This is a genomic window from Micromonospora arida, from assembly GCF_003857035.1.
Classification (GTDB): Bacteria; Actinomycetota; Actinomycetes; order Mycobacteriales; family Micromonosporaceae; genus Micromonospora; species Micromonospora arida.
Window position 1 is genome coordinate 1 of the sequence record NZ_QGSY01000143.1, and the last position, 26,213, is coordinate 26,213.

The 26,213-nt window shown below is 71.9% G+C and carries 19 protein-coding genes; 4 read left to right on the top strand and 15 right to left on the bottom strand.

Annotated features, from left to right (window positions below):
* Together DLJ58_RS09275 and DLJ58_RS09280 are read right to left on the bottom strand one after the other, a co-directional pair.
* A partial coding sequence (locus tag DLJ58_RS09275) for a glycoside hydrolase family 99 protein (protein ID WP_244218855.1) occupies positions 1-1,279 on the bottom strand: 1,279 nt, incomplete at its 3' end.
* 124 nt (positions 1,280-1,403) lie between these two features.
* Complete coding sequence (locus DLJ58_RS09280) at positions 1,404-2,456, bottom strand: GDP-mannose 4,6-dehydratase (protein WP_124854826.1); 1,053 nt, start codon at positions 2,454-2,456, stop codon at positions 1,404-1,406.
* 267 nt (positions 2,457-2,723) lie between these two features.
* On the opposite strand from DLJ58_RS09280, the gene DLJ58_RS09285 reads away from it, so the two are divergent.
* Positions 2,724-4,031 (top strand): glycosyltransferase family 2 protein, encoded by a 1,308-nt coding sequence (locus DLJ58_RS09285; RefSeq protein ID WP_208740958.1) that lies wholly within the window; start codon positions 2,724-2,726, stop codon positions 4,029-4,031.
* Positions 4,032-4,224: 193 nt separating this feature from the next.
* On the opposite strand, the gene DLJ58_RS09290 is transcribed toward DLJ58_RS09285, so the two are convergent.
* From DLJ58_RS09290 to DLJ58_RS09295, 3 genes are all read right to left on the bottom strand, one after another.
* The gene (locus DLJ58_RS09290) at positions 4,225-5,394 is read right to left on the bottom strand and encodes a YeiH family protein (RefSeq protein WP_124854830.1); all 1,170 of its coding nucleotides are present in this window, start codon (positions 5,392-5,394) and stop codon (positions 4,225-4,227) included.
* The gene (locus DLJ58_RS34080; RefSeq protein ID WP_167493693.1) at positions 5,394-5,540 is read right to left on the bottom strand and encodes a hypothetical protein; all 147 of its coding nucleotides are present in this window, start codon (positions 5,538-5,540) and stop codon (positions 5,394-5,396) included. Before DLJ58_RS34080 ends, DLJ58_RS09290 begins: the two co-directional genes overlap by 1 nt.
* Positions 5,541-5,899: 359 nt before the next feature.
* Positions 5,900-7,753, bottom strand: a complete 1,854-nt coding sequence (locus DLJ58_RS09295) for an adenylyl cyclase (protein WP_124854832.1) — start codon at positions 7,751-7,753, stop codon at positions 5,900-5,902.
* 240 nt (positions 7,754-7,993) lie between these two features.
* On the opposite strand from DLJ58_RS09295, the gene DLJ58_RS34855 reads away from it, so the two are divergent.
* Positions 7,994-11,035, top strand: a complete 3,042-nt coding sequence (locus tag DLJ58_RS34855; protein WP_279635852.1) for an AfsR/SARP family transcriptional regulator — start codon at positions 7,994-7,996, stop codon at positions 11,033-11,035.
* A gap of 7 nt (positions 11,036-11,042) precedes the next feature.
* On the opposite strand, the gene DLJ58_RS09305 is transcribed toward DLJ58_RS34855, so the two are convergent.
* From DLJ58_RS09305 to DLJ58_RS09335, 7 genes are all read right to left on the bottom strand, one after another.
* Entirely contained in the window at positions 11,043-11,597 is a 555-nt protein-coding gene (locus DLJ58_RS09305; RefSeq protein ID WP_124854836.1) for a dihydrofolate reductase family protein, read from the bottom strand.
* A gap of 73 nt (positions 11,598-11,670) precedes the next feature.
* Positions 11,671-12,237 carry a hypothetical protein gene (locus DLJ58_RS09310; RefSeq protein ID WP_244218856.1) on the bottom strand — a complete coding sequence of 189 codons (567 nt, stop codon included), beginning with the start codon at positions 12,235-12,237 and terminating at the stop codon, positions 11,671-11,673.
* Positions 12,238-12,254: 17 nt separating this feature from the next.
* Entirely contained in the window at positions 12,255-14,102 is a 1,848-nt protein-coding gene (locus DLJ58_RS09315; protein ID WP_124854838.1) for a S9 family peptidase, read from the bottom strand.
* Positions 14,103-15,881 (bottom strand): N-acetylglutaminylglutamine amidotransferase, encoded by a 1,779-nt coding sequence (locus DLJ58_RS09320; RefSeq protein ID WP_124854840.1) that lies wholly within the window; start codon positions 15,879-15,881, stop codon positions 14,103-14,105.
* Positions 15,882-15,980: 99 nt separating this feature from the next.
* Positions 15,981-18,650, bottom strand: coding sequence for a carboxylate--amine ligase/circularly permuted type 2 ATP-grasp protein (locus DLJ58_RS09325; RefSeq protein ID WP_208740961.1), 2,670 nt, complete (start codon positions 18,648-18,650; stop codon positions 15,981-15,983).
* 255 nt (positions 18,651-18,905) lie between these two features.
* The gene (locus DLJ58_RS09330) at positions 18,906-20,243 is read right to left on the bottom strand and encodes a cellulase family glycosylhydrolase (RefSeq protein ID WP_124854842.1); all 1,338 of its coding nucleotides are present in this window, start codon (positions 20,241-20,243) and stop codon (positions 18,906-18,908) included.
* A 167-nt stretch (positions 20,244-20,410) separates the two neighbouring features.
* On the bottom strand, positions 20,411-20,992 hold the full coding sequence (locus DLJ58_RS09335; RefSeq protein ID WP_244218857.1) for a dihydrofolate reductase family protein: 582 nt from the start codon (positions 20,990-20,992) through the stop codon (positions 20,411-20,413).
* A gap of 107 nt (positions 20,993-21,099) precedes the next feature.
* On the opposite strand from DLJ58_RS09335, the gene DLJ58_RS09340 reads away from it, so the two are divergent.
* On the top strand, positions 21,100-22,077 hold the full coding sequence (locus DLJ58_RS09340; RefSeq protein WP_124854844.1) for an aldo/keto reductase: 978 nt from the start codon (positions 21,100-21,102) through the stop codon (positions 22,075-22,077).
* Here the strand turns inward: DLJ58_RS09340 and DLJ58_RS09345 are convergent.
* Genes DLJ58_RS09345 through DLJ58_RS09355 form a run of 3 tightly spaced genes read right to left on the bottom strand, consistent with a single transcriptional unit; the run spans position 22,071 to position 25,160 of the window.
* Complete coding sequence (locus tag DLJ58_RS09345) at positions 22,071-22,835, bottom strand: YqjF family protein (protein ID WP_124854846.1); 765 nt, start codon at positions 22,833-22,835, stop codon at positions 22,071-22,073. The two genes, DLJ58_RS09340 and DLJ58_RS09345, sit on opposite strands and share 7 nt — an antisense overlap.
* Before the next feature lie 37 nt (positions 22,836-22,872).
* Positions 22,873-24,030, bottom strand: coding sequence for a winged helix DNA-binding domain-containing protein (locus tag DLJ58_RS09350; RefSeq protein WP_124854848.1), 1,158 nt, complete (start codon positions 24,028-24,030; stop codon positions 22,873-22,875).
* Complete coding sequence (locus tag DLJ58_RS09355) at positions 24,027-25,160, bottom strand: epoxide hydrolase family protein (protein ID WP_124854850.1); 1,134 nt, start codon at positions 25,158-25,160, stop codon at positions 24,027-24,029. Before DLJ58_RS09355 ends, DLJ58_RS09350 begins: the two co-directional genes overlap by 4 nt.
* 62 nt (positions 25,161-25,222) lie before the next feature.
* Between DLJ58_RS09355 and DLJ58_RS09360 the strand changes: the two genes are divergently transcribed.
* Positions 25,223-26,191, top strand: a complete 969-nt coding sequence (locus tag DLJ58_RS09360) for a helix-turn-helix transcriptional regulator (protein WP_124854852.1) — start codon at positions 25,223-25,225, stop codon at positions 26,189-26,191.
* Positions 26,192-26,213 lie beyond the last annotated feature (22 nt).

The following is a 26,213-nucleotide window of genomic DNA, read 5'->3' on the forward strand; positions in this document are numbered from 1 at the left end:
CACCGATGGTCGGCACCCCGCCCCCGACCATCGGTGGGGTGGGGCGGACCGAGGTGAGCGCGAGTTGCCCCTTGAGCATCCGGCCGCCGTCGGCGGTGATCCGCAGGTAGTAGTCGGCGGAGCAGGCGACGCCGTCCTCGTCGAGGGCCCGGATGTTCGCCCCGGCCGGGGTGGTGGCCTGGGTCTCGGACGTCTTGGCGATCTGGTTGCCCTCGTTGTACTCGTCGAACATGGACACGTACAGGCCCTGGGAGCCGAGCCGGACCATGTTGTAGATGTGCCGCCAGTAGAAGTCGCCGTGTTTGCGGTGCCCGCCGGCGAGGTCGCCGGGCATCACGCAGGGCAGGTAGTCGATGCCGCGTGCCGCGCAGTCGGCCATGTCGCCGATGTTGACGTTGTTGTAGTAGGAGTCGAGTTCCTCCACGGTCCTGGCCCGGTAGACCATCCACGGCGAGATCGCGTGGAACGCGTGGTAGACGTCGAGGAAGCCGGGGCGGGAATCCTCGATGCCCTGCCGCCACCAGGTGGGCACACCACCGATGACGTAGCAGCCCTGAGCCTTGAACCAGTTGATGACCTCCAGGCAGGGCCCGGGGGTGAAGGGTCGGCTGGGCTCGCTGAAGCCGAAGCCCCAGATGCAGACGACCGGTTTGCCGTTCTGCCGGGCGTACGCCGACGACGCGGTGTGCGCGGCCATCTTCGTCGTCCAGTCGGTCTTGATCTCCGATTGGAAGGTCAGCCAGTCGGTGACGTCGTACATGATGTAGAACTTGCGGTTGTACCGTTCGGCCGCGGAGCGCACCTTCTGCGTCATCGCGTCGCGGGTCGGGCCCTCGTCGCCCATCGGGTTGAACCGTTGCAGCGCGGCGGTGTCGCAGCCGTTCTCCTGCATCCAGCGGAAGTGGGTGTCCACCGTCTGCTGGTCGTACGAGGAGAAGAGGGTGGCCGGCTGGCCGTTGCCCAGGTTGGGGTACGCGGTGGGATAGGTGCGCGTGTACTCGCGCACGTCCGGCCAGGACACGATTGTGGTGTTGGCGGGTGAGGGCGGCTGGAACCGGTCGCGGCCCCAGTGCCACCATCCGCCGATCGGCGCCCCGTCGCCGGGAGCGCTGAACCAGCCCTGGTAGCCGACCGTCACCTTGCCGACCACGTCCCCGGGGGGACTGGCGGCGTGCGCGGGGCTGGCCAGGGTGGTGAGCAGCTCGGTGGTGGTGGAGGCGGTGGCGAGCGCGGACCCGGCCAGCACCGATGTGACGAACCTGCGGCGGGAGACCGCCATGAGGACCACTCCTTCGGGACGGAAGGCATTGACGGCCATCGTGGCAGCAGTCGATGCCGGCCCGCAAGAGTTAGACTGATCGATGAAAATCCCGATCAGATGACGGGAATTACGCGCTGGGTTGTCAGTGGCTGGCGGCCCGCTCCCGCGCCCACAGCGGGGACAGGATCTGGCTCGGGGCTTGACGGCGGCGGGCGTCGCGCACCGTTATCCGTACGCCCTCGGTGAAGCCGATCTTCGGATGCCACCCGAGCGACTCTCGCGCCTTCCTGGTGTCCAGCGCCATGTTGCGCACCTCGCCCGGCCAGGGCAGCGGCTCGTAGCGGGCCGCACTGTCGACGCCGGACGCCTCCCGGACCGTGTCGTACACCTCGTTGACGCTCGTCTGCCGACCCGAGGCGATGTTGACCACACCCACACCGTTGTGGTGACAGGCGACGGCGATCGCCTCGGCGACGTCGCTGACGTGGACGAAATCCCGGGTCTGGGTGCCGTCGTCGTAGATCACCACCTGCCGGCCACCGAGCAGCGCATCGACCATCAGGGACACCACGCCGCAGTCGCTGCCTTCCGGCCGCGGCCCGTAGACATTTCCGAACACCATCGAGGTGTACGACAGGCCGTGCTGACGCCCGTACCAGTCGAGGTAGTGCACACCGGCGGCGTTGCTGACGCCGTACGGGCTCACCGGGGCGATCGGGTAGTCCTCCCGGACCGGCAGGTCACGGGCGGCGACACTGCCGAAGATGGCGCTGCTGGTCGCGTTGATCACCAGCCGTACGCCGCTGCGGGCGCAGGCGTCCAGCACGTTGACGGTGCCGAACACGTTCACGTCGGCGTCGTAGAGGGGTGATCGCTGGGCCTCGGGGACGCTCGACTGTGCGGCGAGGTGCACCACCACGTCCGGCTGCCACTGGTGGATGATCTCGACACCCTCCGGCGTACGGATGTCACCCGAGACGACGTCCGCCTCGGTCAGTCCGCCGTACGCGGCGTCGGTCAGGTTTTCGATCCGGCCGGTGGAGAAGTTGTCGAGCACCCGGACCTGGCTGCCCATCAGCATCAGCCGGGCGACCACGTGGCTGCCGATGAAGCCGGCGCCCCCGGTGACCAGCACGCGCCCGGGAATCAGGTCCCTCGGCGGGTCGACAGCGACGGCAGTAGCGGGCAGGTCCATTTCGGACTCCTCGGAACGACGGAACGGTCGGCCCGCTGCGGCAACCGGACGGCCGCACACGACCGTAGCCCACCAAAGGCCACCAAACGGACGATCAGCCCGAATAACTTGCGTAGATATCACCCATTCATCACTATTCACCCCATACCGCTAGTAATTTCTCCTCCGGGGGTGTCCGCCGGCATGCCCTGGCTGCACCGGACGGAGAGGGAGGACGGCGTGTTGAGAGAGACTCCGGGCCCACCACCGCGACAACCGGGCGGTGGCGTGACGAGCGCTCCCCTGCTGTCGGTACTGCTGGTCAGCTGGAACACCCGCGAACAGACCCGACAGTGCCTGGAGTCGCTGGCGTCGACCGCCGATCCCGATCTGGACTACGAGGTGGTGGCCGTCGACAACGGATCGTCCGACGGCTCAGCCGACCTGCTCGCCGACCAACCCCGGGTCCGACTGATCCGCAACAAGCACAACAACGGTTTCGCCGCCGCCGTGAACCAGGCGTACCGACGGGCGAACGGGCAGCTGATCCTGCTGCTCAGCAGCGACATCCGGTTTCACCCGGGCGCGCTGTCCCGAATGGTCGACCATCTGCGGGAGCGGCCAGACGTCGCAGGGGTCAGCCCGCTGTACCTCAACCCGGACGGCACCTTCCAGCAGCACTACGTTCAACAGCCCAGCTTCGCCGCCACCATCGCGCTGGTGACCGCGCTACGCCGACTGCCCGGGTTCCGCCAGGCGCTGCACCGGTTCCAGATGCGGGGCGAGGACTTCAGCCGTCCCCGGCAACTCGCCTCGGGCAGCTGCGTGCTGCTACGCCGCACGGCGCTCGGGCAGCAGACCATCTTCGACGAGACGTTCCCCGTCTACTGGAACGACGCGATCCTCGCGCGGCAGCTCGACCAGGCCGGGCACGAGCTGTGGATGCTTCCGGACGCCGTGGTGACGCACAGCCGTGGCGCGTCCTGTCGGCTGCTCGGGCCGACCATCCGCTTTCGACACCTGCTGGGCAGCCTGGTCGGGTATCTGCGGATGACCCAGCCCCGGTACCGGTTGCCGGTGTTCCGGGCCGTGCTGCTCGCCGACCACCTGGTCAAGCGACTCTTCGGTCGATCCGTACCGCTGGGCCTGGGCGACCTGTTCGCCGCGCTGCGCGGCGACGTCGGCCCGCTGCCCGACGGTGACACCCGCGACTGGGTGGTGCTGTTCAGCCGAACCCGCTGGTCTGTCGACGGGCATCCGACGGTGCTGGGGCAACTGACGTCCGGGCAACGGTTGCTCTTCGTCGACCCGCCGGGACGCCGGCCGCGCTGGCGATGCGAGGTGAGCCCGATCGGCTCCGCGGCCTGGCACGCCATCGCACCGACCGCGCTGCCGCTGGGCGACTCGGTGCCGCTGGTCAACTGGATCAACCGGCGGATCGCGGCCGGTGCGCTGCGTGGCTGGCTGGACCGGCACGCCGGCGCTCGCCTGCTGCGACTCGACGACGAACGCGCCCGCGCGGTGCTCGGCCGCCTCGGCGAGGACGAGTTGCTGCCCGCCGGAGCGCCACGGCCGGTGGAACGGTCGCCACGATGAGAGTGCCGACTGTCGCGCCCGGTGTGCTGCTCGCCGGCGCCGGGCTGGGCGCGGTGCTGACCGTGGTCACCCTGCTGCCCGGACCGGTCGGCCTGGCCGCCGCCATCGGCGTGCTGTGTGCGGGGGCGTTCCTACTCTGGCCGTGGGCCGTGCTGCCGGTCGGCATCATCGGCGGCGCGGTGGTCGGCGCTACTCAGGCCGAGAAGTTGCGGAACAGCAGGGACGCCAGAGCGAGCGCCAACGCCAGGTTGAACACCGTGGCACTGGCGAACACCGCCACCGGTCGCCAACCCGCCTCCCGCAGCGACGCGACCCGGACCTCCAGGCCGATGCTGACGAAGGCCAGGATCAGGAACCACACGCGCAGGTCGTTGACGATGGCGATGGTGGCCTTGCCGTCCGCGCCAGCCGCGTCGAGGTACCAGGTGGCGATGACCGAGGCCGCGATGAAGCCGAGGACGAACTTCGGAAACCGCGTCCACAGCTCACCGAGGCCCGGTCGGGCCGCGCCGGGCCGTCGTTCCACCCGCAGGGTGAAGTACGCGGTGAGCGCGACCGCCACCACACCCATCAGGGCATTCTGGGTGACCTTGACGATGCTGGCGATCTGGAGCGCCTCCTCGCCGGCGAGCGCACCCGCCGCGGTGACCGCTGCGGTGGTGTCGATGTTGCCACCGATCCAGGCGCCGGCCACCGCGTCGGAGAGCCCGAACACGTCGGCCAACCAGGGCAGGACGAAGATGGACGGCAACGCGAAGACGATGACCAGACTCGCCGTGTAGGCCAACTGCTCGCGGCGCGCCCGGACCGCGCCGGCGGCGGCGATCGCCGCGCTGACCCCGCAGATCGACACCGCCGACGCGAGCAGCGCCCGCAGCTTGTCGTCGAGGCCGAACCTGCCGGCCAACCACCAGGTGAACAGGAACACCCCGCTGATCAGCAGAATCGCCTGGGCGATCGCCGGGCCGGCGGCGCTGGCGATGACGGCCAGGTTGATCGACGCCCCGAGCAGCACCAGCCCGGTCTTGATGAAGAACTCGGTCCGGAACGCGGCGGAGATCCGGTCCCGCCACCCGAGCAGCGTGACGGCGACATTGCCGAGCAGGCCGAGCAGGATCGCGTAGACCGGGTACTCGACCGCCGCTCCGATGTCCTCGACGGCGGTGCCCTCGGCCCAGGCCGGAACGTTCTGCTCCAGGTAGCGGGTGAGCGCGGCGAGACCGACCACGATCAGCAGGCCGAGCGCCGTCCACGCCCAGAACGCCCCGTCACGCGCCACGCTGGTCGGCTCGGCGGGATCGGCGGTGGAGGTGGCGTCGGCCGGGCCGGGCTCGTTGCCCGTGCGGGTCACGTCGGCGGTCATCAGGGCACCAGCCCGGCGGGGATGGCACCCAGCAGGACCAGGGCGAGCAGGGCCAGGCCGAGGATGGTCGCCACCCAGTCCTCGTTGAATGCGAGCCGGGACGCACCGTCCGTCGGCGGGGTGGGCGGTGGCTGGTCGGATGTCATGGCGTACCTCCATGGTGGTGAACCGATCCGGCCGTGCCGGATCGGTTCACCAAGCGCGGTGACGAACGTGCGGAGCCGCGCCGGGTCACGAGCCGGCGGCGCGGCCGGAAGAGGAGTGCGGTGCTGCGGTGCTCAGTCGGTGCCCGGTGCGCCCGGACAGAGCTCGCTGGCGGTTCGCATCAGGTCGACGACCCGACGCGAGGTGAGGAGCGGACCAACCGGCATTCCCGTATTTTCCTACCGACTCGATAGGAATTCAAGACCGTCGACCCGAATTCTCGCTCTGCCGTGCCGACCCACACGGACGACGGGGCCGGAGCCGTCGCCGGCTCCGGCCCCGTCGGTACGCCCGAACTCCGCTACGGGGCCGGGTACTGGGTCAGGTACACCGGAGCGCCGACCTTGGTCATGTCGGCCGCGTCCCCGATGCCGTTGACCACGTGGTCGATAGTGCCGGCGCTGAGGTTGACGGTCATGATGTGGTGCAGCCGCACCCCGGGCCGGTTCGGGACCTCGAAGCCGTTCTCGGTGTGGATCGACGGGTTGTTCTGGTTGAACACGTACACCCCACCCCCGTACAGGGTGTGGTGACGCACCCGGTCACCGACCTTGTATCCGGCCCAGCCCTCGACCGCGCCGTTCATCCAGTCGGCCTGCGTCGGCGGGTCGTACGGCAGCTCGTTCTGGTAGAGGATCGTGGTGCCGTGCTCGCCGTTCCAGACCGTGTTGTAACGCTGGAAGTGCTCGACGAAGAGGCCGGTCGCGGTCACGTGGTCCCCGTTGATGACGGCCCCGTAGCGACCGGTGTTGGTACGCCAGCGGTCGGTGTCACCGTTGACGCCCTCGGTGAAGCCCTCGACGCCGTGATCACCGCGCCACACCCAGGTGTGGTCGATGAGCACGTTGTCGCTGTTCACCTCCAGCGCGGTGTTCGTCCGCCCGATGTGCGGGCCGCCGACCCGGAAGTACACGTCGGAGAGCGTGGTCGGGTTGTGCGGACTGCTCGCGTTGCGGCCGTGCTCACGGCCGACCCGCAGCAGGACCGGCGACTCGACGAGGCCGGCGTCGATCGTGACACCGGCGACGATCACCCCGGGAACACCGGCCACGTCCAGCGGGATCGCGCCGTTCACGGCGGTCAGCGTGGCGTGGCCGATCCCGAGCACCACGGTGTTCGGACGCCGGACCTCGATGCTGCGCGCGATGTCGTACGTTCCGGGCGTGAGCAGCAGGTGCTTGCCGCGCGCCAACTGGCTGTTGATGACGCGCACCGAGTCCGACGGCTTGGCGATGAAGAAGTCGCCGATCCCGATGGTGCGCCCCGGCGTGATGCCGTCAGCCCAGGAGACGCCCCGGCTGTCGCGCTGCGCGGCGGGCACCCGCACCTGGTAGCGACCCTTGCCGTCGACGAAGAGGTAGGGCTTCTCCCGGCTGAGCGGGGTGGTCTCCAGGGTGGTGTACGGCGGGTCGGGGAACGTGGCGTCGTCCGGTGCGCCCTCGACCCCCGCGAACACCTGGTTCCACACCGCGTTGGACCAGCCGCCGACCTCGCTGTTACGGGTCAGCCACTGTTGCTGCGAACCGTTCGTCGTGGCCGGCAGCCGTGAGTCGGCGATGAACCCGCCGCTGGCGTACTGCGGGCCGGCGGTGCAGTAGTCCATCAGTGACAGACCGCCGCCGCCGATGTTCAGCCGGCGCATCGACACCGCCTGGGAGACCGCCCAGAAGTTCGCCGTCGACCGGCAGTCGTCCTGGCCGGCCGCGTTGATGGTGAGCGAGAGGTTGGACAGGGTGCGCCAGAAGTTGACCAGCGCGAGGCAGTTCCCGGTGCCGCCGTCGGCCAGGCAGCGGTTGTAGACCTCCAGCTTGCCGTTGACTGTGACGTCGGTGGGCGAGGCGCCCAGGCCGGACACCTCGGTGTAATAGCCGACCTTGGCCTGCAACGGCTGCGCGGCCGTGCCGTACGTGCCGGGCTTGAACAGGTAGGCGTGCCGCTCGGTGCCCATCTCGTTGTCGACCTGCCGGGCGTGCGCCGCGTCGAGGGTCTGCTGGATCTCGGCGACCGGCATGGACGGGTCGAAGATGGTCACGTTCGGGCCGAAGTCGGGTGCGCCGTGCGTCGGGCGGCCGGCGCTGGCCGCCGTGCTGGTCATGGTGACGGCGGCGGTCACCAGCAGAGCAAGGGTGAGGGTCCGTCGGGACGGGCTTGTCATGTGGTTCGTCCTCTCCGCTGGCCGAACATGCTTCCGGCGCAGCTGGGGGCGGTGAGAGCGCTCTCTGACCCCTGCCGCCGCCAGTGCGGTCGCGGTGAAGGGGTCGACATGTTTCTACCCGTTAATCCGGCCGCACGCCACGAGCGCCGCACCGCGAATGTCGGTGGGTGGGACGCTCGCGGTGCCGGTGCGCAACGGACGCGCTCGTGGTCGGCTTGGGTTCGCCTGCGCGCGGTTAGGATGACCGCCGTGCAGTTCGGGGTGCTCGGGCCGCTCGCCGTGACCACGGACGCCGGCGAGCCGGTGGTGGTGCCCGGCACCAAGGTACGGGCGTTGCTGGCCGACCTGTTGGCCAACCGCAACCAGGTGGTCTCGGCGGACCGCCTCATCGACGACCTGTGGGGTGACGACGCCCCCGCCAATCCGGCCGGGGCCCTCCAGGTGCGGGTGTCGCAGCTGCGCAAGGCCCTCAACGATGCCGAGCCCGGCGCCCGCGAGCTGGTCGAGTCCCGGCCACCCGGCTACCTGCTGCGGGTCGACGCGGTCGACGTCGACCATTTCGGCGAGCTGGCCCGCTGCGCCGACGTCGAACGGCTGACCGAGGCCCTCGCGTTGTGGCGCGGCGAGGCGTACGCCGACGTGGCCGACGCCGAGTTCGTGCGGGCCGAGGCGGCCCGCCTCGCCGAGCAGCGCCTCGTCGTTCAGGAGCGGTTGGCACAGGCCCGGCTGGCCCGGGGTGAGCATGACCTGGTGGCCGCTGACCTGGCCGAGTTGGTCGCCAGACATCCGCTGCGCGAAGGCCTGCGGGCGGTGCAGCTACGCGCGTTGTACGCGGCCGGCCGCCAGTCCGAGGCGTTGGAGAGCTACGCCGAGCTGCGGGCCCGGCTCGCCGAGGAGCTGGGCCTCGACCCCGGCCCGGAGCTGGTCGCCCTGCACCGCAGGATCCTCGAACAGGACGCCGGCCTGAACGCCCCGCCGAAGGCGGCGATCATCCGGAACAACCTGCCGGCCCCGCTCGACGAGTTGATCGGACGGGACGAGGCGCTGGCCGAGCTGCGGGCGTTGCTGCCCCGGCAGCGGCTGGTCACGCTGGTCGGGCCGGGCGGCGTCGGCAAGACCCGGCTGGCCACCGAGACGGCCCGCGCGACGTCCTACCCGGACGGTGTCCGACTGGTCGAGCTGGCCCCCCTCCCCGCCGGTGACGCCCGCGTCGCCGAACAGGTGCTCGGCGCTCTGGGCGCCCACGAGGCCGCCGGAACGACCCAGTCCCCCGCCGACCGGGTGGTCACGGCCCTGCGGCACCGGCAGCTGCTGCTCGTGCTGGACAACTGCGAACACGTCATCGAACCGGTCGCCGAGCTGATCGCCCGGCTGTTGCGCGACGTGTCCGGGGTGAGCGTGCTGGCCACCAGCAGAGAGCCACTCGGACTGACCGGTGAGCTGCTCTGGGAGGTACCCCCACTGCCGGTGCCCGACGACGGTGACCTGGACGCGGTCCGGCGCTCGGCGGCGGCCCGGTTGTTCGTCGCCCGCGCCGCCGCGCAGCAGCGCGGGTTCCGGCTCGACGGGCAGACGGCGACGGCGGTGGCCCAGCTCTGCCGCCGCCTCGACGGTCTGCCGCTGGCGTTGGAACTGGCCGCGACCCGGGTCCGCGCGCTGGGCGTACGCGGGGTGGTGGACCGGCTCGACGACCGGTTCCGGCTGCTCACCACCGCGCAGCGGGACGTGCCACAGCGGCAGCGGACGCTCACCGCGGTGATCGGCTGGAGCTGGGACCTCCTGGACGAACCCGACCGGGTGGTGCTCGCCCAACTGGCGGTGTTCCCGGACGGCGGCACCCCGGAGGCCGCCGAACAGGTCTGCCGAACCGACCTGGACGCCCTCGCCCGGCTGGTGGACCGGTCGTTGGTGGTACTCGACGACTCCGGCGCGGCCCCCCGCTACCGGCTGCTCGAATCGGTGGCCGCGTTCTGCCTGGAACGCCTCACCGACGCCGACGAGGTACGCGGGCGGCACGCCACCTACTACACCGAGCTGGCCGAACGGGCCGACCCCGGGCTGCGCGGGGCCGACCAGCGGCGGTGGCTGGCGCTGCTCGACACCGAGCTCGCAAACCTGCGGTCGGCGCTGACGCACGGTGGTGGGCTGCGCCTGGCGGTCGCACTGAGCTGGTACTGGTTCCTGCGCGGCCGGCTCACCGAGGCACGGCGGGCGCTGGCCGTGCCGGGCGACCCGGAGCAGGAGGCCCGCGCGGCCCCCTGGCGGGTCGGCTTCGCCCTGTCGCAGGGTGAGGTGATCGCACCGGACGACGTGCGCGCCGCGGTGGCCGCCGAGCCGGACAGCCACGCCGCCTGGTTCGCGGCCAACGCCGTGATCGAACACGGCGACCTGGCCCTGGTGTCGGAGCTGCTGCCCACCGCCGCCACCGACCCGTGGACCGAGGCCGCGGTGCTCACCTCCCTGGCCCACATCGCCCATGCCAACGGTGACCAGGCCACCCTGGAGCGCACCGCGACCCGCAGCGCCGCGCTCTTCGCCGACCTCGGCGACCGGTGGGGTCGACTCCGGGCGACCGAGTGGGTGGGTGGTCTGGCCGACATGCGCGGCGAGCACGAGCGCGCCGCCACGCTGCACCGGGAAGGGCTGCGCTGGGCCGAGGAGTTGGCGCTGTGGCCGCAGGTCTGCGCCGAGCTGTCCTGGCTGGCCTGGCTCGCCGTGCAGACCCGCGACTACGCCCAGGGTCGGGAACTGGCCGAACGCGCCTATGACCTGGCGGTGGAGCAGGGCTCGCCCGGCGCGCTGATCTTCGCGGAGATGAGCCTCGGGCTGGCCGCCCGCCGCGACGGCAAGCTCGATCTGGCTGTCACCCACCTCAGCCACCTCGCCGACCTGGGCCGGGGAGAGAGCCAGTCCGCGCTCTACCTGCCGATGGTGCTGGTGGAGCTGGGCTACGCGGTCGAGCAGGGCGGCGACCCGGACGCCGCGTTGGCCCTGCACATCGAGGCGTTCGAGGTCGCCGAGGCGATGGCGACGATGCGGGACGCGATCAACCCGCTGGAGGGGATGGCGGCGGCGGTGCGCTCGCCCGAGGTCGCCGCCCGGTTGCTGGGCGCCGCGGCCGCCGCCCGGCTCGCCACGCAGTCCCCTGCCGCGCCGGCCGAACGCGACGACACCGACCGGACGACAGCGCGACTGCGCGCCGAACTCGGGCCGGAACGCTTCGACGCGCTGCTCGCCGAGGGCGCGAAGCTGAGCCCGGGCGAGGCCCGGGCCCAGCTCTGACCGGTGCTCAGGAGGTCACCTTCGGCGCGTACGAGGCGACGATCACGCCGCTCTTGTGCACCCGGGTGTCGACCAGGTCGAACGACGCCTTGACGTCGGTCAGCGGCGCGGTGAGGCTGGGGCCGCCCTCCAGCACCGGGTGGATCCAGAACCGGACCTCGTCCACCAGCCCGGCGCGGATCAGCTGGGCGGTGACCGAGCCGAAGCCGTACTGGATGATGTTCTTGCCCGGCTGGGCCTTGAGCGCGGTGACCGCCTCGACCAGATCGCCCTGGAGCACCTCCGTGTTGTTCCAGGTGGGGTTGGTCAGGGTGGTCGAGGCGACGTACTTCTTGACGTTGTTGAAGTACGCGGCGCCCGTGGTCGGGTCGCTCTCGTCCCTGGTCGGCCAGGCGGCGGACATGCCGTCGTAGGTGGCCCGGCCCATCAGCATCGCGTCGGCCTCCTCGGTCTGCGCCCCGGCGAGGCTGGCCGCCTCCTCGTCGAAGTACGGCATGGTCCACATCGGGTTCTCGATGACGCCGTCGAGGGTGATGTAGGTCGAGTTGACGAGCTTGCGCATCGGGATCTCCTGGGTGTTTGTCGTGCTCTCCGGTGACACCCAGAACTCTGCCGGCCTCCGCTTACGATTCGCTTCAGGTGCTCTTACCCGCGTCGTCGACCGGGCCTTGCGCCGGGTCGGTCAACGGGATCGGCAGCGCCTGCGGGGTCACCGTGCCGCCGCCGGTCGAGTGGGCCGGGGCGGGGCGGTCACCGCCGCGGCTGTGCAGCCGCCCGCGCCCGGCCGGACCGGCCCGCCGGGTCACCTCGACGGTCACCATCCGCACCGGCGGTGGCGGCGCGGTGAAACGCCCGACGCCCCACCGCACCCAGATCGGGATCCGGCCGGCGTCCGCCTCCGCGCGCAGCTTCTGGACCGTACGGGCCCGGTCGGTGTGGTCGACCTCCACCACGACGGGCGGACCGTCCGGACGGGCACACGCCACGTCGAGCACCGAGTGCCGCTGCTCCATCGGTGGTGGCAACGGCAGCACGCTGGGCGCGCGCCGGTAGACCCGCCAGCCCTGGGCCTCGGCCCACCGCACCACCGAGTCGATCACCCGCGCGGTGACCTCGTCGGTGTCCAGGTCGACGAAGGTCACCTCGGCCAGCCAGCGACCCAGGTCCGCGGCCAACCGCTCGCCCTGCGCCGCGACCTCCACCGGCGCAGGATAACGCCTCAGCCGACGAGGGTCGCGGTCGCGGCGAGGTGCCGGGTCAGCCAGCCGGTGGTGGCCGTACGGGCCGCCTCGGCGTTGGTCCGCGACAGGAAGTCGTGCCCCTCCCCGGCGAGCACCAGATGCCCGTGCGGCACACCGCGGTCGGCGAGGGCCTGGGCGACCTGCGCCGACTCGCCCGCCGGCACGTTGGTGTCGTTGGCGCCGTGGATCAGCAGCACCGGCACGTCCAGCCGGTCGATGTGGGTCAGCGGGGAGAGGTCACGCAGCAGCTCGGCATCCCGGTGCGGGTCGCCGTACTTGCTGACGGCGGCGGCGGCGATCCACGGCTCGGTGCCGGCGAAGAAGGTCCGGAAGTCGGAGATGCCGCACTCGGCGACACCGGCCGCGAACAGACCGGGGAAGTTCACCAGCACCGCGAGGACCAGGTAACCGCCGTAGGAGCGGCCCAGGACGCCGAGCTGGCCGGGCCGGGCGACGCCGGCGTCGACGAGGAAGTCGGCGCAGGCCGCGACGTCGGCGATCGCACCGTAGCGGCCGGCGAGGTTGTCGGCGGCGACGAACGAACGGCCGAACCCGGACGACCCACGGACGTTGGGCGCGAAGACCGCGATGCCCTGCGCCACCAGTGCCTGGAACAGCGGGTTGTAGCCGGGGCGCTCCTGCGCCTCCGGGCCACCGTGCAGGCTGATCGCCGTCGGCCAGGGACCCGGGCCGGCCGGGCGGTAGAGCCAGCCGGAGAGCGGCAGCCCGTCGCGAGCCCGCAGGTCGACCAGTTGCGGCGCGACACCGGCATCGTCCGTACGCGGGACGCCCGTGTCCGGCCGCAGCGGGCGCGGCGCCCCGGTCGACGGGTCGACCAGCCAGACCTCCCGTGGTTGCACCGGCCCCTGCGCGGTGAGGCAGAGCAGGCCACCGTCGGCGGCGAAGACGGCGTCGCCGAGCACCTCGCCGGGGGCGGTGACGGCCCGCTGCACACTGCTGGCGAAGTCGAGCAGGCTCAGCTCGCTGCGCCCGCCGTAGGTGTTCCACAGCAACGCGCCGCGCTGCCCGTCCGCGCTGGCCGCAACGTGTTCCAGCTCGGCGTCCGATCGTCCGGCCAGCCGGGTCGGCGGCTGCTCCGGCCGGGTCAGGTCGACCCGTACCAGCGCGGAGAGTTCGGAGTACGCGTCGGTGCGGGCCAGCACGCTCGTTCCGTCCGGGCCGAACCAACCCTGGTCGGTGCTGCCCCGCCCGGTGTCCGGAAACAACCGCCGTCGAACGCCGGTGGCCACGTCGAGCACCTCCAGCCAGCGGGCGTTACGGGGGCCGCGGCGCAGCAGCGCGGTGCCCGCGTCCGGGGTCACGTCCAGGAGGGTGAGCAGGTCGCCCTGGGCGAGCACCCGCCGGTGCCCGGTGGCCGCGTCGACCAGCAGGGCCTGCCCGTGCTCGTCGGTCTCGGTGACCGCCAGCACCGCGCCGTGCGGCAGCCAGCCGGCCAGCGCGGCGCTGCGGCGGCCGAACCCGGCGACCTGGTGGCGTCGCGTGCCGTCCGGGCGCAGCACCCACAGCTCGGTGCGGGGCGCGCCACCGGGGGCGACGACACAGGCCAGCCACTGGCCGTCCGGGGACCAGCTCAGTGCGAGAACCGGTTCGTCGCCGACGGGCAGCGCGACGGGCGCACCCGCGTCGACCTCACAGACCCAGACGCCGGGCGTGCCGGCCCGGTCGGAGAGGAACGCCACCCGGCGGCCGTCGGGGGACGGCGCGGGGGCGAAGTCCTCGCTGATCGGCACCGGCGGTGACACCGGCCGCTGGCTCGCGAATCGGGGCCGCCGGGTGGTGCGCGGCGGTTCAATCCGTACGCTCATCTAAACCCCGATCCGCTGCAACCAGAGCTCCAGCAGCCCGAGCTGCCAGAGCGCGTTGGAGCCCAGCGTGGTCCGCCGGGCGTTCGGCGCGTCCAGCAACTCCTCCAGGTAGTCCTTGCGGAACAGGCCCCGCTCGCGCGCCGGTCGGGCGGTCAGCGCGTCCCGCACGTCGTCGAGCAGTGGGCCGGAGAGGTGCCGGATGGCGGGCACCGGGAAGTAGCCCTTCGGCCGGTCGATCACCTCGTCCGGGACGATGCCCCGGCTCGCCGCCTTCAGCACCCCCTTGCCGCCCTGCGCCAGCTTCAGGGCCGGGGGGCAGGCGGCGGCCAGCTCGACCACCTCGTGGTCGAGGAACGGCACGCGGGCCTCCAGCCCCCAGGCCATCGTCATGTTGTCGACCCGCTTGACCGGGTCGTCGACCAGCATCACCAGGCTGTCCAGGCGCAGCGCCGCGTCCAGCGCGGTGTCCGCGCCGGGCGCGCCGAAGTGCGCGGCGACGAACTCCAGGCTGGCGTCGTGGTCGAGCATCCACTCGGGCGCCAGGTGCCCGCCGAGCGCGTCGTGGCGACGATCGAAGAACACCCGGGCGTACGCCTCGACGGCGTCCGCGCGGGCCACGTTGGCCATTGGCGGGTACCAGTCGTAGCCGGCGAGGATCTCGTCGGCGCCCTGCCCGGACTGCACCACGGTGATCCGCTGCGAGACCTCCTCGGAGAGCAGGTGGAACGCGACGCAGTCGTGGCTGACCATCGGCTCGCTCATCGCCGCGATGGCCTGGTGCACGGCGGGGACGAACCGCTTCGCGCCGATGCGGATCTGCTGGTGGTCGGTGTCGAAGTGGCGGGCGATCAGGTCGGAGTAGTGGAACTCGTCGCCGCTCTCCCCCGCCGCCGCCTCGAAGCCGATGCTGAAGGTGGCCAGGCCGGTTTGGCCCTGCTCGGCCAGGAGGGCGACGATCAGGCTGGAGTCGAGACCGCCGGAGAGCAGTACGCCGACCGGTACGTCGGCGACCATCCGCCGTCGTACGGCGGTGCGCAACGCCGCCATGAGCCGTTCCTGCCACTCGTCGGCGGACATGGCGGGGGCGGCGGCGCGGTTGAACTCCGGCCGCCAGTAGGTGGTGTCGGTGCTCCGGCCGTCCGCGGTGATCACCCGCACGGTGGCCGGCGGCAGCTTGCGGACCCCGGCGAGGATCGTGCGCGGCGGCGGCACCACCGAGTGGAAGCTCATGTAGTGGTGCAGCGCCACCGGGTCGAGGTCGGTGTCCACGTCACCGGCGGCGAGCAACGCCGGCAGGGTCGAGGCGAAACGCACCCGACCCGGCCCCTCAGCCAGGTAGAGCGGTTTGATGCCGAGCCGGTCCCGGGCCAGCACCAGGGTGTGCGTCGCCAGCTCGACCAGGGCGAACGCGAACATCCCGTAGAACCGCTCGACGCAGGCCGTTCCCCACCGGTGGTACGCCTTGAGGATCACCTCGGTGTCCGAGGTGGACCGGAAGGAGTAACCGGCGGCGGTCAGCTCGTCGCGCAGCTCCCGGTAGTTGTAGATGCAGCCGTTGAAGACCATGGCCAGGCCCAGCTCGGGGTCGACCATCGGCTGGGCGCCCGCGTCGGACAGGTCGATGATGCGCAGCCGGCGGTGCACCAGGGCCGCCGGCCCCTGCTGCCACCGGCCCTCGCCGTCCGGGCCCCGCGAGGCCAGGGCGGGGAGCATCCGCTCGACGGCGGCCAGGTCCGGTGGCGCCCCGTCGAGGCGGAACTCGCCTCCGATACCGCACATGGCACTCACCTCTCATCGGCTGGATCCGCTGGGGGCCGCTGACCGGTCCAGGCTTGGCGGACCGGGTTGCGTCCCGATGACGGGTGGGTCAAGCGTCGGTTACGCCGACGGTTCGTCGGCTCCACCGAGCAGCCAGGTGTCCTTGGACCCGCCGCCGCGCGACGAGTTGACGATCATGCTGCCGGCCGGCGCCACCCGGGTCAGCGCCACCGGCGCGACCTCGGCGGTGTCACCGAGGAACACGAACGCCCGCAGGTCGACGTGGCGGGGAGCCAGCGCCGTGCCGTCGAAGACCGGGTGCGTGGTCAGCGCGATCATCTCCTGGGCGATCCACCGGTGCGGGGCGGCGAGGATCTGCTCCCGGACGGCGTCCAGCTCCTCCGCCTCGGCGCGAGGGCCGATCACCACCCGGTCACCGCCGTACCCGTCGACCGGCTTGAGCACCAGCTCGTCGAGCCGGCCCAGCACCTCGGCCCGCTGCTCGGGCAGCCCACACAGGTACGTCGGCACGTCCCCGAGCAGCGGCTTCTCGCCCAGGTAGTACTCGATCAGCCGGGGCACGTACGCGTACAGCGCCTTGTCGTCACCGACGCCGTTGCCCAGCGCGTTGGCCAGCGCGAGCCGCCCGGCGTGCACGGCGGCGAGCAGCGGCCAGCCCAGCGGCACCCCGTCCGCGCCGGGCGCGTGCAGCAGCGCCTCCTCGTCCATCCGCAGGTAGATCACGTCGACCTCGCGGCGGCTGCCCTCGCGGACCAGCCGGACCCGGCCCTCCTCCACCAGCAGGTCGCTGGTCTCGGTCAGCGGCACACCCATCTCGTCGGCGAGCAGCCGATGCTCGAACCACGCCGGATCACCGGGGCCGCTGCTGAGCACCACCACGGCGGGGTCGTCGGCCGCGGCGGGCGCGGCGGCGACCAGCGCCCGGTACAGCATCGCCGGCGTCTCGTCGGCGGGCAGCAGATCCTCCGGCACCGGCAGCTCCGGCAGCACCGCCCGGGTCAGCCGCCGGTTCTGCACCGCGTAGCCGATCCCGGAGGGCACCCGCAGGTTGTCCTCCAGCACGTACCAGCCGCCGTCCGGGTCCCGGACGAGGTCCGTGCCGGACACCTGGGCGCGGGTGCCCCGCCGGCCCATCAGCGCCCCGGTCGGGCGCAGTCCGGGTGAGGACTCCACCACCCACGCCGGCACCACGCCGTCGGCCACCACGGCCCGGTCCGCGTAGACGTCGCGCAGGAACGCGTCGAGGGCGCGGGCGCGCTGCACCAGGCCGGTACGCAGGGTCCGCCAGTCGGCGGCGGGCACCACCCGGGGCACCAGGTCGACCGGGAAGAGCCGGGTGCTCGCCTCGCCGGCAACGCTGAACGTCACGCCCCGGGCCCGCTGCTCCTCGTCCCGGTCGTGTTCGCGTTGACGCAAGACCCCGGCGCCGAGTTGGCGCAGGGCCGCGAGCATCGGGGCGTACGCCGGTTGCGGTCCGGCCGGTCCGAAGACCTCGTCACCGGCATCGGCGTACGTGGGCAGCGCCGGCAGTGTCGGCGCACCCGGCAGCGGACCGCGGACCCGGCCCCGGGTCTCGTCGAGCAGCAGGTCGACCACGTCGGCCAACCGGCCCCGTCGCTCGTACGCCCGCCGCTGCCGGGCGGCGGAGCTGCCACGTTCCAGCGTGTACCGGGTCAGCTCGCTGACCTGCTCCCAGTCCCCGGTCGCCTCCAACTGCGGGCGCAGGTCGGTCACCAGGCGGCGGACCGCCTGGGCGGCCGGCACCGGTCGGGCCGACCGGGGCAGGTCGAGCAGGTCACCCTCCAGCCCGGAGCGGGCCGCCCGCCACACGGCGGCGCGCAGGACCGGTGGTCGTACGGCAGTGCGCTCCACCCCGGCGCGCAAGGCGGCGACCTCCCGTCGGACGAGCGCCCGGAACAGGCCGGTGAGCAGGACGATGGTCTCCACGTCGGCGTTGGCGTCGGTGATCCGCAGCTCCACTGTGGGCACGTGCGCCGACGGCCGGACGTCGAAATAGATCATGGCGGGGTCGGTGATGGTCTCGGAGGAGATCAGCTCGGCGACCAGCGCCTCGTGGTCCGCGGCGCTGGTCACCTCGCCCGGGTCACCGGCGGTGGGCCAGCGTTGCCAGACCAGGGACCGGACGCTGGCGTAACCGCTGTCCTGACCCATCCAGTACGGCGAGCTGGTGGACAGGGCGAGCAACACCGGCAGCCACGGCTGGACCCGGCGGGTGACCGCCACCGCCAGGTCCCGGTCGGAGACGCCGACGTGCACCTGCGCGCCGCAGATCAACTGCTCCCGGGCGAGCAGCTGGTACTCGTCGAGCATCCGCCGGTAGCGGGAGGTGGGGGTGACACTCGGGTCGCCGTCGGCGCGCAGCGGCACCGTACCGGCCGCCACGATGCCCAGACCGGCCCGGTCGGCGACCTGGACGGCCGCCTGACGCAGCCGGGTCAGCTCGGCGCGGATCTCGTCCAGGGTGCGACAGACCGCGGTGTTGGTCTCCACCACGCTGCGGTGCAACTCGGCGGTGAACGACGCCGCCGGCAACCGGTCGAGCAACTCCCCGGCGCGGGGCACCAACTCCCGGGTGTGCAGGTCGACGACATGGAACTCCTCCTCCACCCCGATCGTGGCCAGGTCCGCCGGGTCGCCGTCGTCCAGCGACAGGACCGGGTTCGTACGCGGAGTGGGCAGCATCCGACCGTTGCCGGACCGGCCCACCGGCCCGTCGTACGTCGGCGCGTTCGTGGTGTTGTCGGCCATGGTCACCCCGGTTCGCGTGTCGGTGGTCTGGCTGTCCGACGAGCGTTCCCAGGGTTGGTACCGGGGGTGTTTCCGGCGCGTTAAGGTGACGGGCCCGTTCTGTCCGCGCTGCTCAGCGCTGCGCAGCCCCGTACTCGATGGTCGTGGCGACCCGGTCGGCGGTGGCGGTCGGTGATGTCGGGGTGTCCTGCCGGCCTGGACACCCCGACACCAGCAGTTCTGATTCGATCAATCTCGGTCAAGGAGCGGCCGGGATCACCTCATGTTCGCCACCACGAACGGCGCATGGCCGTGCAGGTAGTTGGTCCACCCGCCGGTCACCGGCGCGCCAGGGCTGAGCAGGTTGGTGGTGTCGGTGCCGACGTCGAGCTTCCAGGCCGTCCAGGAGATGCCGTTCGCCTTCATCCAGTCGATCCAGGACTGCGCCTCCGGCAGGCAGGCCCGGCCGTCGAGGCCGCCATCGGCGTTGCTGGCACCCCACTCCGTGACGAACAGCGCCAGACCCGCGCGGATCGCCGCGTCGCCCTTGGCGCGCAGCGACGCCCCGTGCGTGCAGGAGTAGAAGTGCAGGGTGTACATCAGGTTGGTGCCGGTGACCGGGCTGGCCGCCGCGACGTCCACGTCCTGTGACCAGGTCGGGGTGCCGAGCACGACGATGTTGTCCGGGTCGGCGGCGCGGATCGCGGACACCACCGCCTGGTGGTACGGCTTGATGACGTTGGTCCAGCTGACCTGGAGCGGCTCGTTGTAGGGCTCCCAGATGACGTTCGGCAGGTGGCCGTACCGGCGGGCCAGGTCACCGAAGAACGCCACCGCCTGGGACTGGTTGTTCTGCGCCTCGTGCGCGTGCCAGTCGACGATCACGTAGACCCCGGCGGTGACCGCGTTGTTGATGATGGTCTCCACCTGCGCGCGCGCCTTGTTCGGGTCACTGAGGTACGCCCCCGCCGGCTCCACGCCCATCGCCGCGCGGATCACCTGGAGGTTCCAGTTGTCCCGCATCCAGCGCAGCGCGGAGAGGTTCTCGGCGTACGGGGCGGTTTCCCAGTTGAGCCACATGCTGCTGATTCCCCGCAGCTGCACCCGCGCGCCGGACCTGTCGCACATCGTGGTGCCGCAGACCCGCAGTTGTCCGTGCCGCTCGACCGGCGTGCCGGTGGTCGGCGGCGGGGTGGTCGGCGGCGGCGTGGTCGGGGGCGGACCGCCGGCGCAGGACGCGCCGTTCACTGTGCAGTTGATTGGGGTGCCGGTGCCGTTGACGAGGAAGCCGAACGAGGTGGAGGCACCGGCGGCGAGGGTGCCGTTCCAGGACACGTTGGCGAAGGTGTAGTGGCTGCCCGAGGTCGTCTGCTGCGCGTTCCACGACTGGCTGACGGTCGAGGAGGACGGCAGGTCGAACTCGACCCGCCAACTGGTGATCGGCGCGGAGGTGTCGTTGGTGACGGTGACCTGCCCCTGGTAGCCGTTGCCCCAGTTGTTCGTCACGGAGAACACGGCGGTCGCCGCGCTGGCCGGTGTGGCGGCGACCAGGGCCACCCCACCGGCCAGCAGGCCGGCGACGGCCAGGGTCGTGACAAGTCTCAGTGTGCGCATGCGGAACCCGCTTCGGATCGACGGTGGTGGTCTGAGGCGGGGCGGCGCCTGCGCGCACAATATCGATCAATGCCTATGGGTGCAAGGCGGGGGCGCTGGCCGGAGGGCTCAGCATCAGCACCCGACACCGGGGACCGGCCCCGATCAGGCCGGCCCCCGCGCGGCGCTCAGGCCGCTCGGCGTACCCGGTAGGCCAGGTGCGTGACGCCGTCGCCCTCGACGACGCTGAACGGGCCGTCCAGCTGAAGTGGGGCGATCTTCAGGTCGGCGAAGAGCGGGACGCCGGCGCCGAGCAGAACCGGGACGAGCTCGACGTGCACCTCGTCGAGCAGGCCGGCCTCGACGACCTGGGCAGCGATGGTGCCGCCGTTGACGCCGACCTCCTTGTCGCCGGCGATCGCCTTCGCCCGGGCGATCGCGCTCTCGATGCCGTCGGTGACGAAGACGAAGGAGTCGTTCTTGGGTTCCCAACCCTCCGGCACCCTGTGCGTGACCACCACGACGGGCACGTCCAGCGGATGCCGGCCACCCCACCCGCTGGTGATGTCGAAGAGCCGCCGGCCGACGACGAGCGCGCCGGTCCGCTCGGTGAGAGCCCGCAGGTGTCGGGCGCTCGTGGCGGAGGTTCGAAAGGTCAGCTCGGGGTCGGCCGTGGGCGTCTCTCGATCCGTGCCGTGTCGGCTCGTCGGCGAGGCCGGCTGTCTCCGGCCCCCAACCCAAGGTCGAAGCCAGCGCACCGTCCTCGACACGTCGGCCGAGTTTCTCCCCAGTGTCAGCCGTGGCCGTCCGGAGCGCAGCGCGTTGAGCACGAGATCGGCGTATGCAGGTCGGCCGGTCCGGTCGTAGCGTGGGGCGCATGCGAACCACCACGTTGGGCAGCACCGGACCCGAGGTCGGCGTCATCGGCCTCGGCTGCATGGGCATGAGCCACGGCTACGACATCACCGGCCCTCGCGACGACGACACGTCGATCTCCGTCATCCGACAGGCACTGGACCTGGGCGCGACGCTGATCGACACGTCGGACGTGTACGGGCCCTACACCAACGAGGAGCTGGTCGGGCGGGCGCTGGCCGGCGGGCACCGGGAGCGGGCCGTACTGGCCACGAAGGTCGGCCTGGTGGCCACCTCCCCCACCGGCGGCCCCGGCAACTCACCGAAGATCGGCAACAACGGCCGGCCGGAGCACATCCGCGCGGCGATCGACGAGAGCCTGCGCCGGCTCGGCACCGACCACGTCGACCTCTACCAGCTGCACCGGGTCGACCCTGGGGTGCCCATCGAGGAGTCCTGGGGCGCGATGGCCGAGGTCGTGGCGGCGGGCAAGGCCCGGCAGATCGGGTTGTCCGAGGTGACGGTCGCGCAGATCGTGCAGGCCCAGGCGGTGCACCCGGTGGCGTCGGTGCAGTCCGAGTTGTCACTGTGGACGCGCGACCCATTGACCGAGGTGTTGCCGTACTGCGCCGAGCAGGGCATCGCCTTCCTGCCGTTCTCCCCGCTCGGTCGCGGTTTCCTCGCCGGCCGGTTCACCTCGTTCGACGACCTGCCCGCCGACGACTTCCGGCGTGGCCTGCCGCGCTTCCAGCAGGACGCGCTGCGCGCCAACCTCGCCATCGTCGCCCGGGTCCGGGAGATCGCCGACCGGGCCGGCTTCAGCCCCGCGCAGGTCGCCCTCGCGTGGGTGGTCGCCCAAGGGGACCAGGTCATCCCGATCCCCGGCACCAAGACCCCGAAGTATCTCGTGGACAACTGCGCCGCCGCTGATGTGCGGCTCAGCGCCGATGACCTGGCCGACCTGGACGCGCTGCCCGCGCCCGAGGGTGGCCGCTACTGAGGCTCCGGCGGCCCGGCACCGCGTGGCCGGGCCGCCACCGGCGGGCCGAACCTGACCCCGACACCTGGCGAGTAGAGCACGCTCACCGGTGGCCCGACCGGTGCCGGCAGCCCGGCGGCGGCGATCAACTCGTCATCCAGGTGCAGCACCTCGGCCCTGTGCAGCGGCCAGCTCGGATGCCAGTTCGGCAGGTGCAGCGTGCGCCCGTACGCCCGGGTGTGCAGCCCCCAGCGGGCGGTGACGAAGTGTTCGAGCGGGGTCGGCTCGACGATGGGCTCCCCCACCCGCACCACCATCCGGCTCGTCGCGCCCGCCGGCCCCGGCCAGCGTCGCCGGCAGCGGTAGGTGCGACGGTCGCCGTCGCGATCCAACCGCATCGACGACCAGAGGTACGGCAGACGCAGCGTCGCCCGCGCCACCAGCACCGGCAGCAGGCGGGACGCGTCGAGCGACCGGAACACGACCGCTCGGCGGCCGGCGTCGTCGACGGAGTAGAGCCGGACGTTGGTCTCCCAGAAGGTGCCGAAGTATGGCACCCCCGGGCCACGGCCGAAGCCCAGCCCGACCATCCGGAAACCGATCAGGCCCACGTAGCTGACCCCCTGGAGCGTGTCCGGACGAGTGCCGGCGGGCAGCAACGGCGCGACCACCTCCGGAGCGACGGCCCAGTGCAGGAAGGTGAGGTCCTCCCAGCGCTGGCGCAGGAGCGCCCAGGGGAACGCCTGCCGGGGTGCGTGGTCGACCGGTTCGGGTTGCACGCTCCCATCGTCGCCCAGGCGGTGGGCCGGCGTGGCCTCAGGCGTGCGGGCCGACACTGACGGTGCCGATGGTCAGCGACGCCTTGCCCTCCAGGATCTCGCCGACCCGCTCGACCTCCTCCCCCAACGCCCGCTGCTGGGCGGCATCGAGCGTCCGCAGCGGCTCAACGGTGACCCGGATCGAGCGGCCGGAACGGCGTTGATGCCACACGCCGGCGACCACCCCGTCCACCAGCAGCACCGGATAGTTGCCGGCCTGGCCACCGGCGAGCGCCCGCTCGGCGGCGGCACCGGGGAAGAGGCGTTCGCGGGGGTGGCAGCCGACCGCGTACGCGTCGAAGTACGGCAGGAGCCGCAACCCGGACGGCCGCTCGTCGGAGAATTCGGTGTCGTCGGCGGCCACCCAGGCCCGGGTGCCCTCGACTGTCACCTCGGTCAGGTCGAGCGAGTCGAACAGCAACGTCGCCCACGCCGGGGGCACCGCCATCCACCGGGCGAACTGTGCCGGGGTGGCCGGCCCGTACGCGTACAGGTAGCTGCGGACGAGTGCGGCCAGGGCGGCGGGACCGGGCATCGGCGCGAAGTCGGGCAGCCACCGGGTCGGGCTGGTGTACGTGCTGGCCCGACCGCGATTCGGGCCGAAGCAGATCACTCCGCCCCGGGTGGCGGCGGTCATCGCCGCGACCCACCGTGGCCACTTGTCCTGGAACGCCTCCATGACCAGGTCACCCGCCCACGGGCCGGTACGGGCGACGATCTCCTCGGTCAGCTCGGCGGTGGTCAGGTCGGCCTCGGCGACCGCGTCGGCGATGGCCGCGAGGACCTGCTCGGTCTGCCGGGGCGTCAGCAGGACAGCACTCCGCTCCCAGGACGGCGCCGGCAACGCGGTCAGCGCGCCGACCCACATCGGCAGGTCCGCTGCGGCGAGCAGGTGCACGGTCCCGCGTGGCCCACGGGTCTTGACCAGGGTGCGGTCGGTCCACAGTGCTCGGCGTACCAGGGTGCGGGTCGTGCCCGGCACCCGTAGCCCGATGGACAGCTCGGCGGCCGACGCGATCTGGGCGTGCGCGCCGCACATCGCCGACACCACGTCGGCGACGCGTGCGGCGTCCGGTGCCGCGTCCGCCGCCGGCGTGCAGAGCCGGTGCCGCGCAAGCCGTCGGGCGGAAACCTGCGCCCAGCTCAGCTCGATCATCGCAGGCCCTCGAAGAACGCGCGGATGTCCGCCGCGTGCGCCAGCGGCTCGTCCATCGCCACGAAGTGGCTGCCCGGGTTGCCCTGCGGCCAGTGGACGATCGTGTTGTCTCGCTCGGCGAGGCGGCGCATCAGCGCGGAGCCGCCGCCGTACACACCGGACGGCACCCGCCGCTGGCCCGTCGGCCAGGCGAAACCGCCATCGTCGGCGACGGTGAGTCGCTCGTACATGGGCCACGACGACGTTCCCGACGTGCCGGTGAACCAGTATAGGCTCACATTGGTGAGCAGGTGGTCCCGGTCGATGGCCTGCTCCGGCGTCGGCACCGTCATGGTGAACTCCTTGAACTTCTGCATCATCCAGGCCAGCAGCCCGACCGGCGAGTCGTTCCAGGCGTACGAGAGGGTCTGCGGCGCTGCCCGCAGCAGCGCGTGATGGTCGACGCCACCGCTCATCCACTGCTGCATCTGCTCCCACTCGGCGCGTTCCGCAGCGCTCATGTCCGGCACGTCGGCGGCGGTCGGGAAGCCGAACCCGCCGTCGATGTGCACGCCGACGACCTGCTCCGGCGCCACCGCGGCCACCCGTGGCGCGACGTACGCACCGAGATCGCCGCCCTGGGTGCCGTAACGGCGGTAGCCGAGGCGGGCCATCAGCTCGACCCACATCCGGGCGAGCCGGTCGATCGTGAACCCGGCCGGCGGCGCCTGCGAGAAACCGTAGCCGGGCACCGACGGCACGACCACGTGAAACGCCTGCGCGGGATCCCCGCCGTGAGCGCGTGGGTCGGACAGCGGGCCAATCAGCTCGGTGAACTCGACCACGGAGTTCGGCCAGCCGTGTGTCAGCAACAACGGCAGCGCGTCCGGCTCCGGCGAGCGGACGTGCAGCACATGCACATCCAAGCCGTCGATCTCGGTGACGAGCTGGGGGAAGTCGTTCAGGCGCGCCTCCTGGGCCCGCCAGTCGTAACCATTCGCCCAGTACTCGGTCAACTCGCGCAGGTAGGTCACCGGTACCCCACGGCTCCAGCCGGTGCCGGGCAACGAGCGGGGCCACCGGGTTCGGGAGAGCCGATCACGCAGGTCGTCGAGGTCCGCCTGCGGAATATCGATGCGAAATGGCGTCATGCCGCGAACGCTACGGCCCATATAGGTCAGCTTCTGGCACACATCGCTGGCATTCTGGGATCATGTCCGACACCCCCGCCCGACTGCTGGGCCTGCTGTCGCTGTTGCAGACGCCCCGCGAGTGGCCCGGCAGTGAGTTGGCCACCCGGCTCGGCGTCAGCCTGCGCACCATCCGCCGCGACGTGGAGCGATTGCGCGACCTCGGCTACCCGGTGCAGGCGACGATGGGCGCGATCGGCGGATACCGCCTGGTCGCCGGCAAGGCGATGCCGCCGCTGCTGCTCGACGACGACGAGGCGGTGGCGATCGCGGTCGGTCTGCGCACCGCCGCCGGTCACGCGGTGGCCGGCATCGAGGAGGCCTCGGTACGGGCGTTGGCCAAACTCGAACAGGTGCTGCCGTCCCGGCTGCGGCACCGCGTCAGCGCGCTGGGGGCGGCCACCGAACCGCTGCTCACCTGGGACCGACCGACGGTCGACCCGGAGCACCTGAGCGCACTCGCCGGTGCCGTCAACAATCGTGAGCAGCTGCGGTTCACCTACCGCCGTCGCGACGGCGTGGACACCGAACGGCTCGTCGAGCCGTACAAGCTGGTGTCGGCGGGTCGACGCTGGTATCTGGTGGGCTACGACAACGACCGCGACGACTGGCGGATCTTCCGGGTCGACCGGATCACCGACCTGCGCCCCACCCGGATCCGGGTCGCCGCCCGGCAACTGCCGGCGTCCGACGCCGCCTCGTTCATGACGGAGAAGCTGCTTGAGCTGACGCCCGTCTACCGGGCGGTGGTGACGCTGCACGCGCCGATCGAGCGGATGGCGGGCCCGCTCGGTGGTGCCGGCGTCGATCTGGAGCCGATCGACGAGACCTCCTGCCGGTTGCGCAGCAACGCCGACACTCTGGAGTGGCTGGCGTGGCGCCTGCTGACACTCGGTTGCGACATGGAGGTGCACGAGCCTCCGGAGTTGATCGCGCACCTGCGGCAGATCGGCACCCGGGCGACCCGCGCCGCCAGCCCGCGCGCAGCGTAGGACGGCCGGCGGCCCGGGCAAT

Bases quoted from the DNA above. Each gene is read 5' to 3' on its own strand.
- DLJ58_RS34855 (WP_279635852.1), top strand. From the start codon at position 7,994: ATGACCGCCGTGCAGTTCGGGGTGCTCGGGCCGCTCGCCGTGACCACG.
- DLJ58_RS09340 (WP_124854844.1), top strand. From the start codon at position 21,100: ATGCGAACCACCACGTTGGGCAGCACCGGACCCGAGGTCGGCGTCATC.
- DLJ58_RS09290 (WP_124854830.1), bottom strand. From the start codon at position 5,394: ATGACCGCCGACGTGACCCGCACGGGCAACGAGCCCGGCCCGGCCGAC.
- DLJ58_RS09305 (WP_124854836.1), bottom strand. From the start codon at position 11,597: ATGCGCAAGCTCGTCAACTCGACCTACATCACCCTCGACGGCGTCATC.
- DLJ58_RS09315 (WP_124854838.1), bottom strand. From the start codon at position 14,102: ATGAGCGTACGGATTGAACCGCCGCGCACCACCCGGCGGCCCCGATTC.
- DLJ58_RS09320 (WP_124854840.1), bottom strand. From the start codon at position 15,881: ATGTGCGGTATCGGAGGCGAGTTCCGCCTCGACGGGGCGCCACCGGAC.
- DLJ58_RS09350 (WP_124854848.1), bottom strand. From the start codon at position 24,030: ATGATCGAGCTGAGCTGGGCGCAGGTTTCCGCCCGACGGCTTGCGCGG.
- DLJ58_RS09355 (WP_124854850.1), bottom strand. From the start codon at position 25,160: ATGACGCCATTTCGCATCGATATTCCGCAGGCGGACCTCGACGACCTG.
- DLJ58_RS09360 (WP_124854852.1), top strand. From the start codon at position 25,223: ATGTCCGACACCCCCGCCCGACTGCTGGGCCTGCTGTCGCTGTTGCAG.
- DLJ58_RS09295 (WP_124854832.1), bottom strand. From the start codon at position 7,753: ATGACAAGCCCGTCCCGACGGACCCTCACCCTTGCTCTGCTGGTGACC.
- DLJ58_RS09325 (WP_208740961.1), bottom strand. From the start codon at position 18,650: ATGGCCGACAACACCACGAACGCGCCGACGTACGACGGGCCGGTGGGC.
- DLJ58_RS09280 (WP_124854826.1), bottom strand. From the start codon at position 2,456: ATGGACCTGCCCGCTACTGCCGTCGCTGTCGACCCGCCGAGGGACCTG.
- DLJ58_RS34080 (WP_167493693.1), bottom strand. From the start codon at position 5,540: ATGACATCCGACCAGCCACCGCCCACCCCGCCGACGGACGGTGCGTCC.
- DLJ58_RS09330 (WP_124854842.1), bottom strand. From the start codon at position 20,243: ATGCGCACACTGAGACTTGTCACGACCCTGGCCGTCGCCGGCCTGCTG.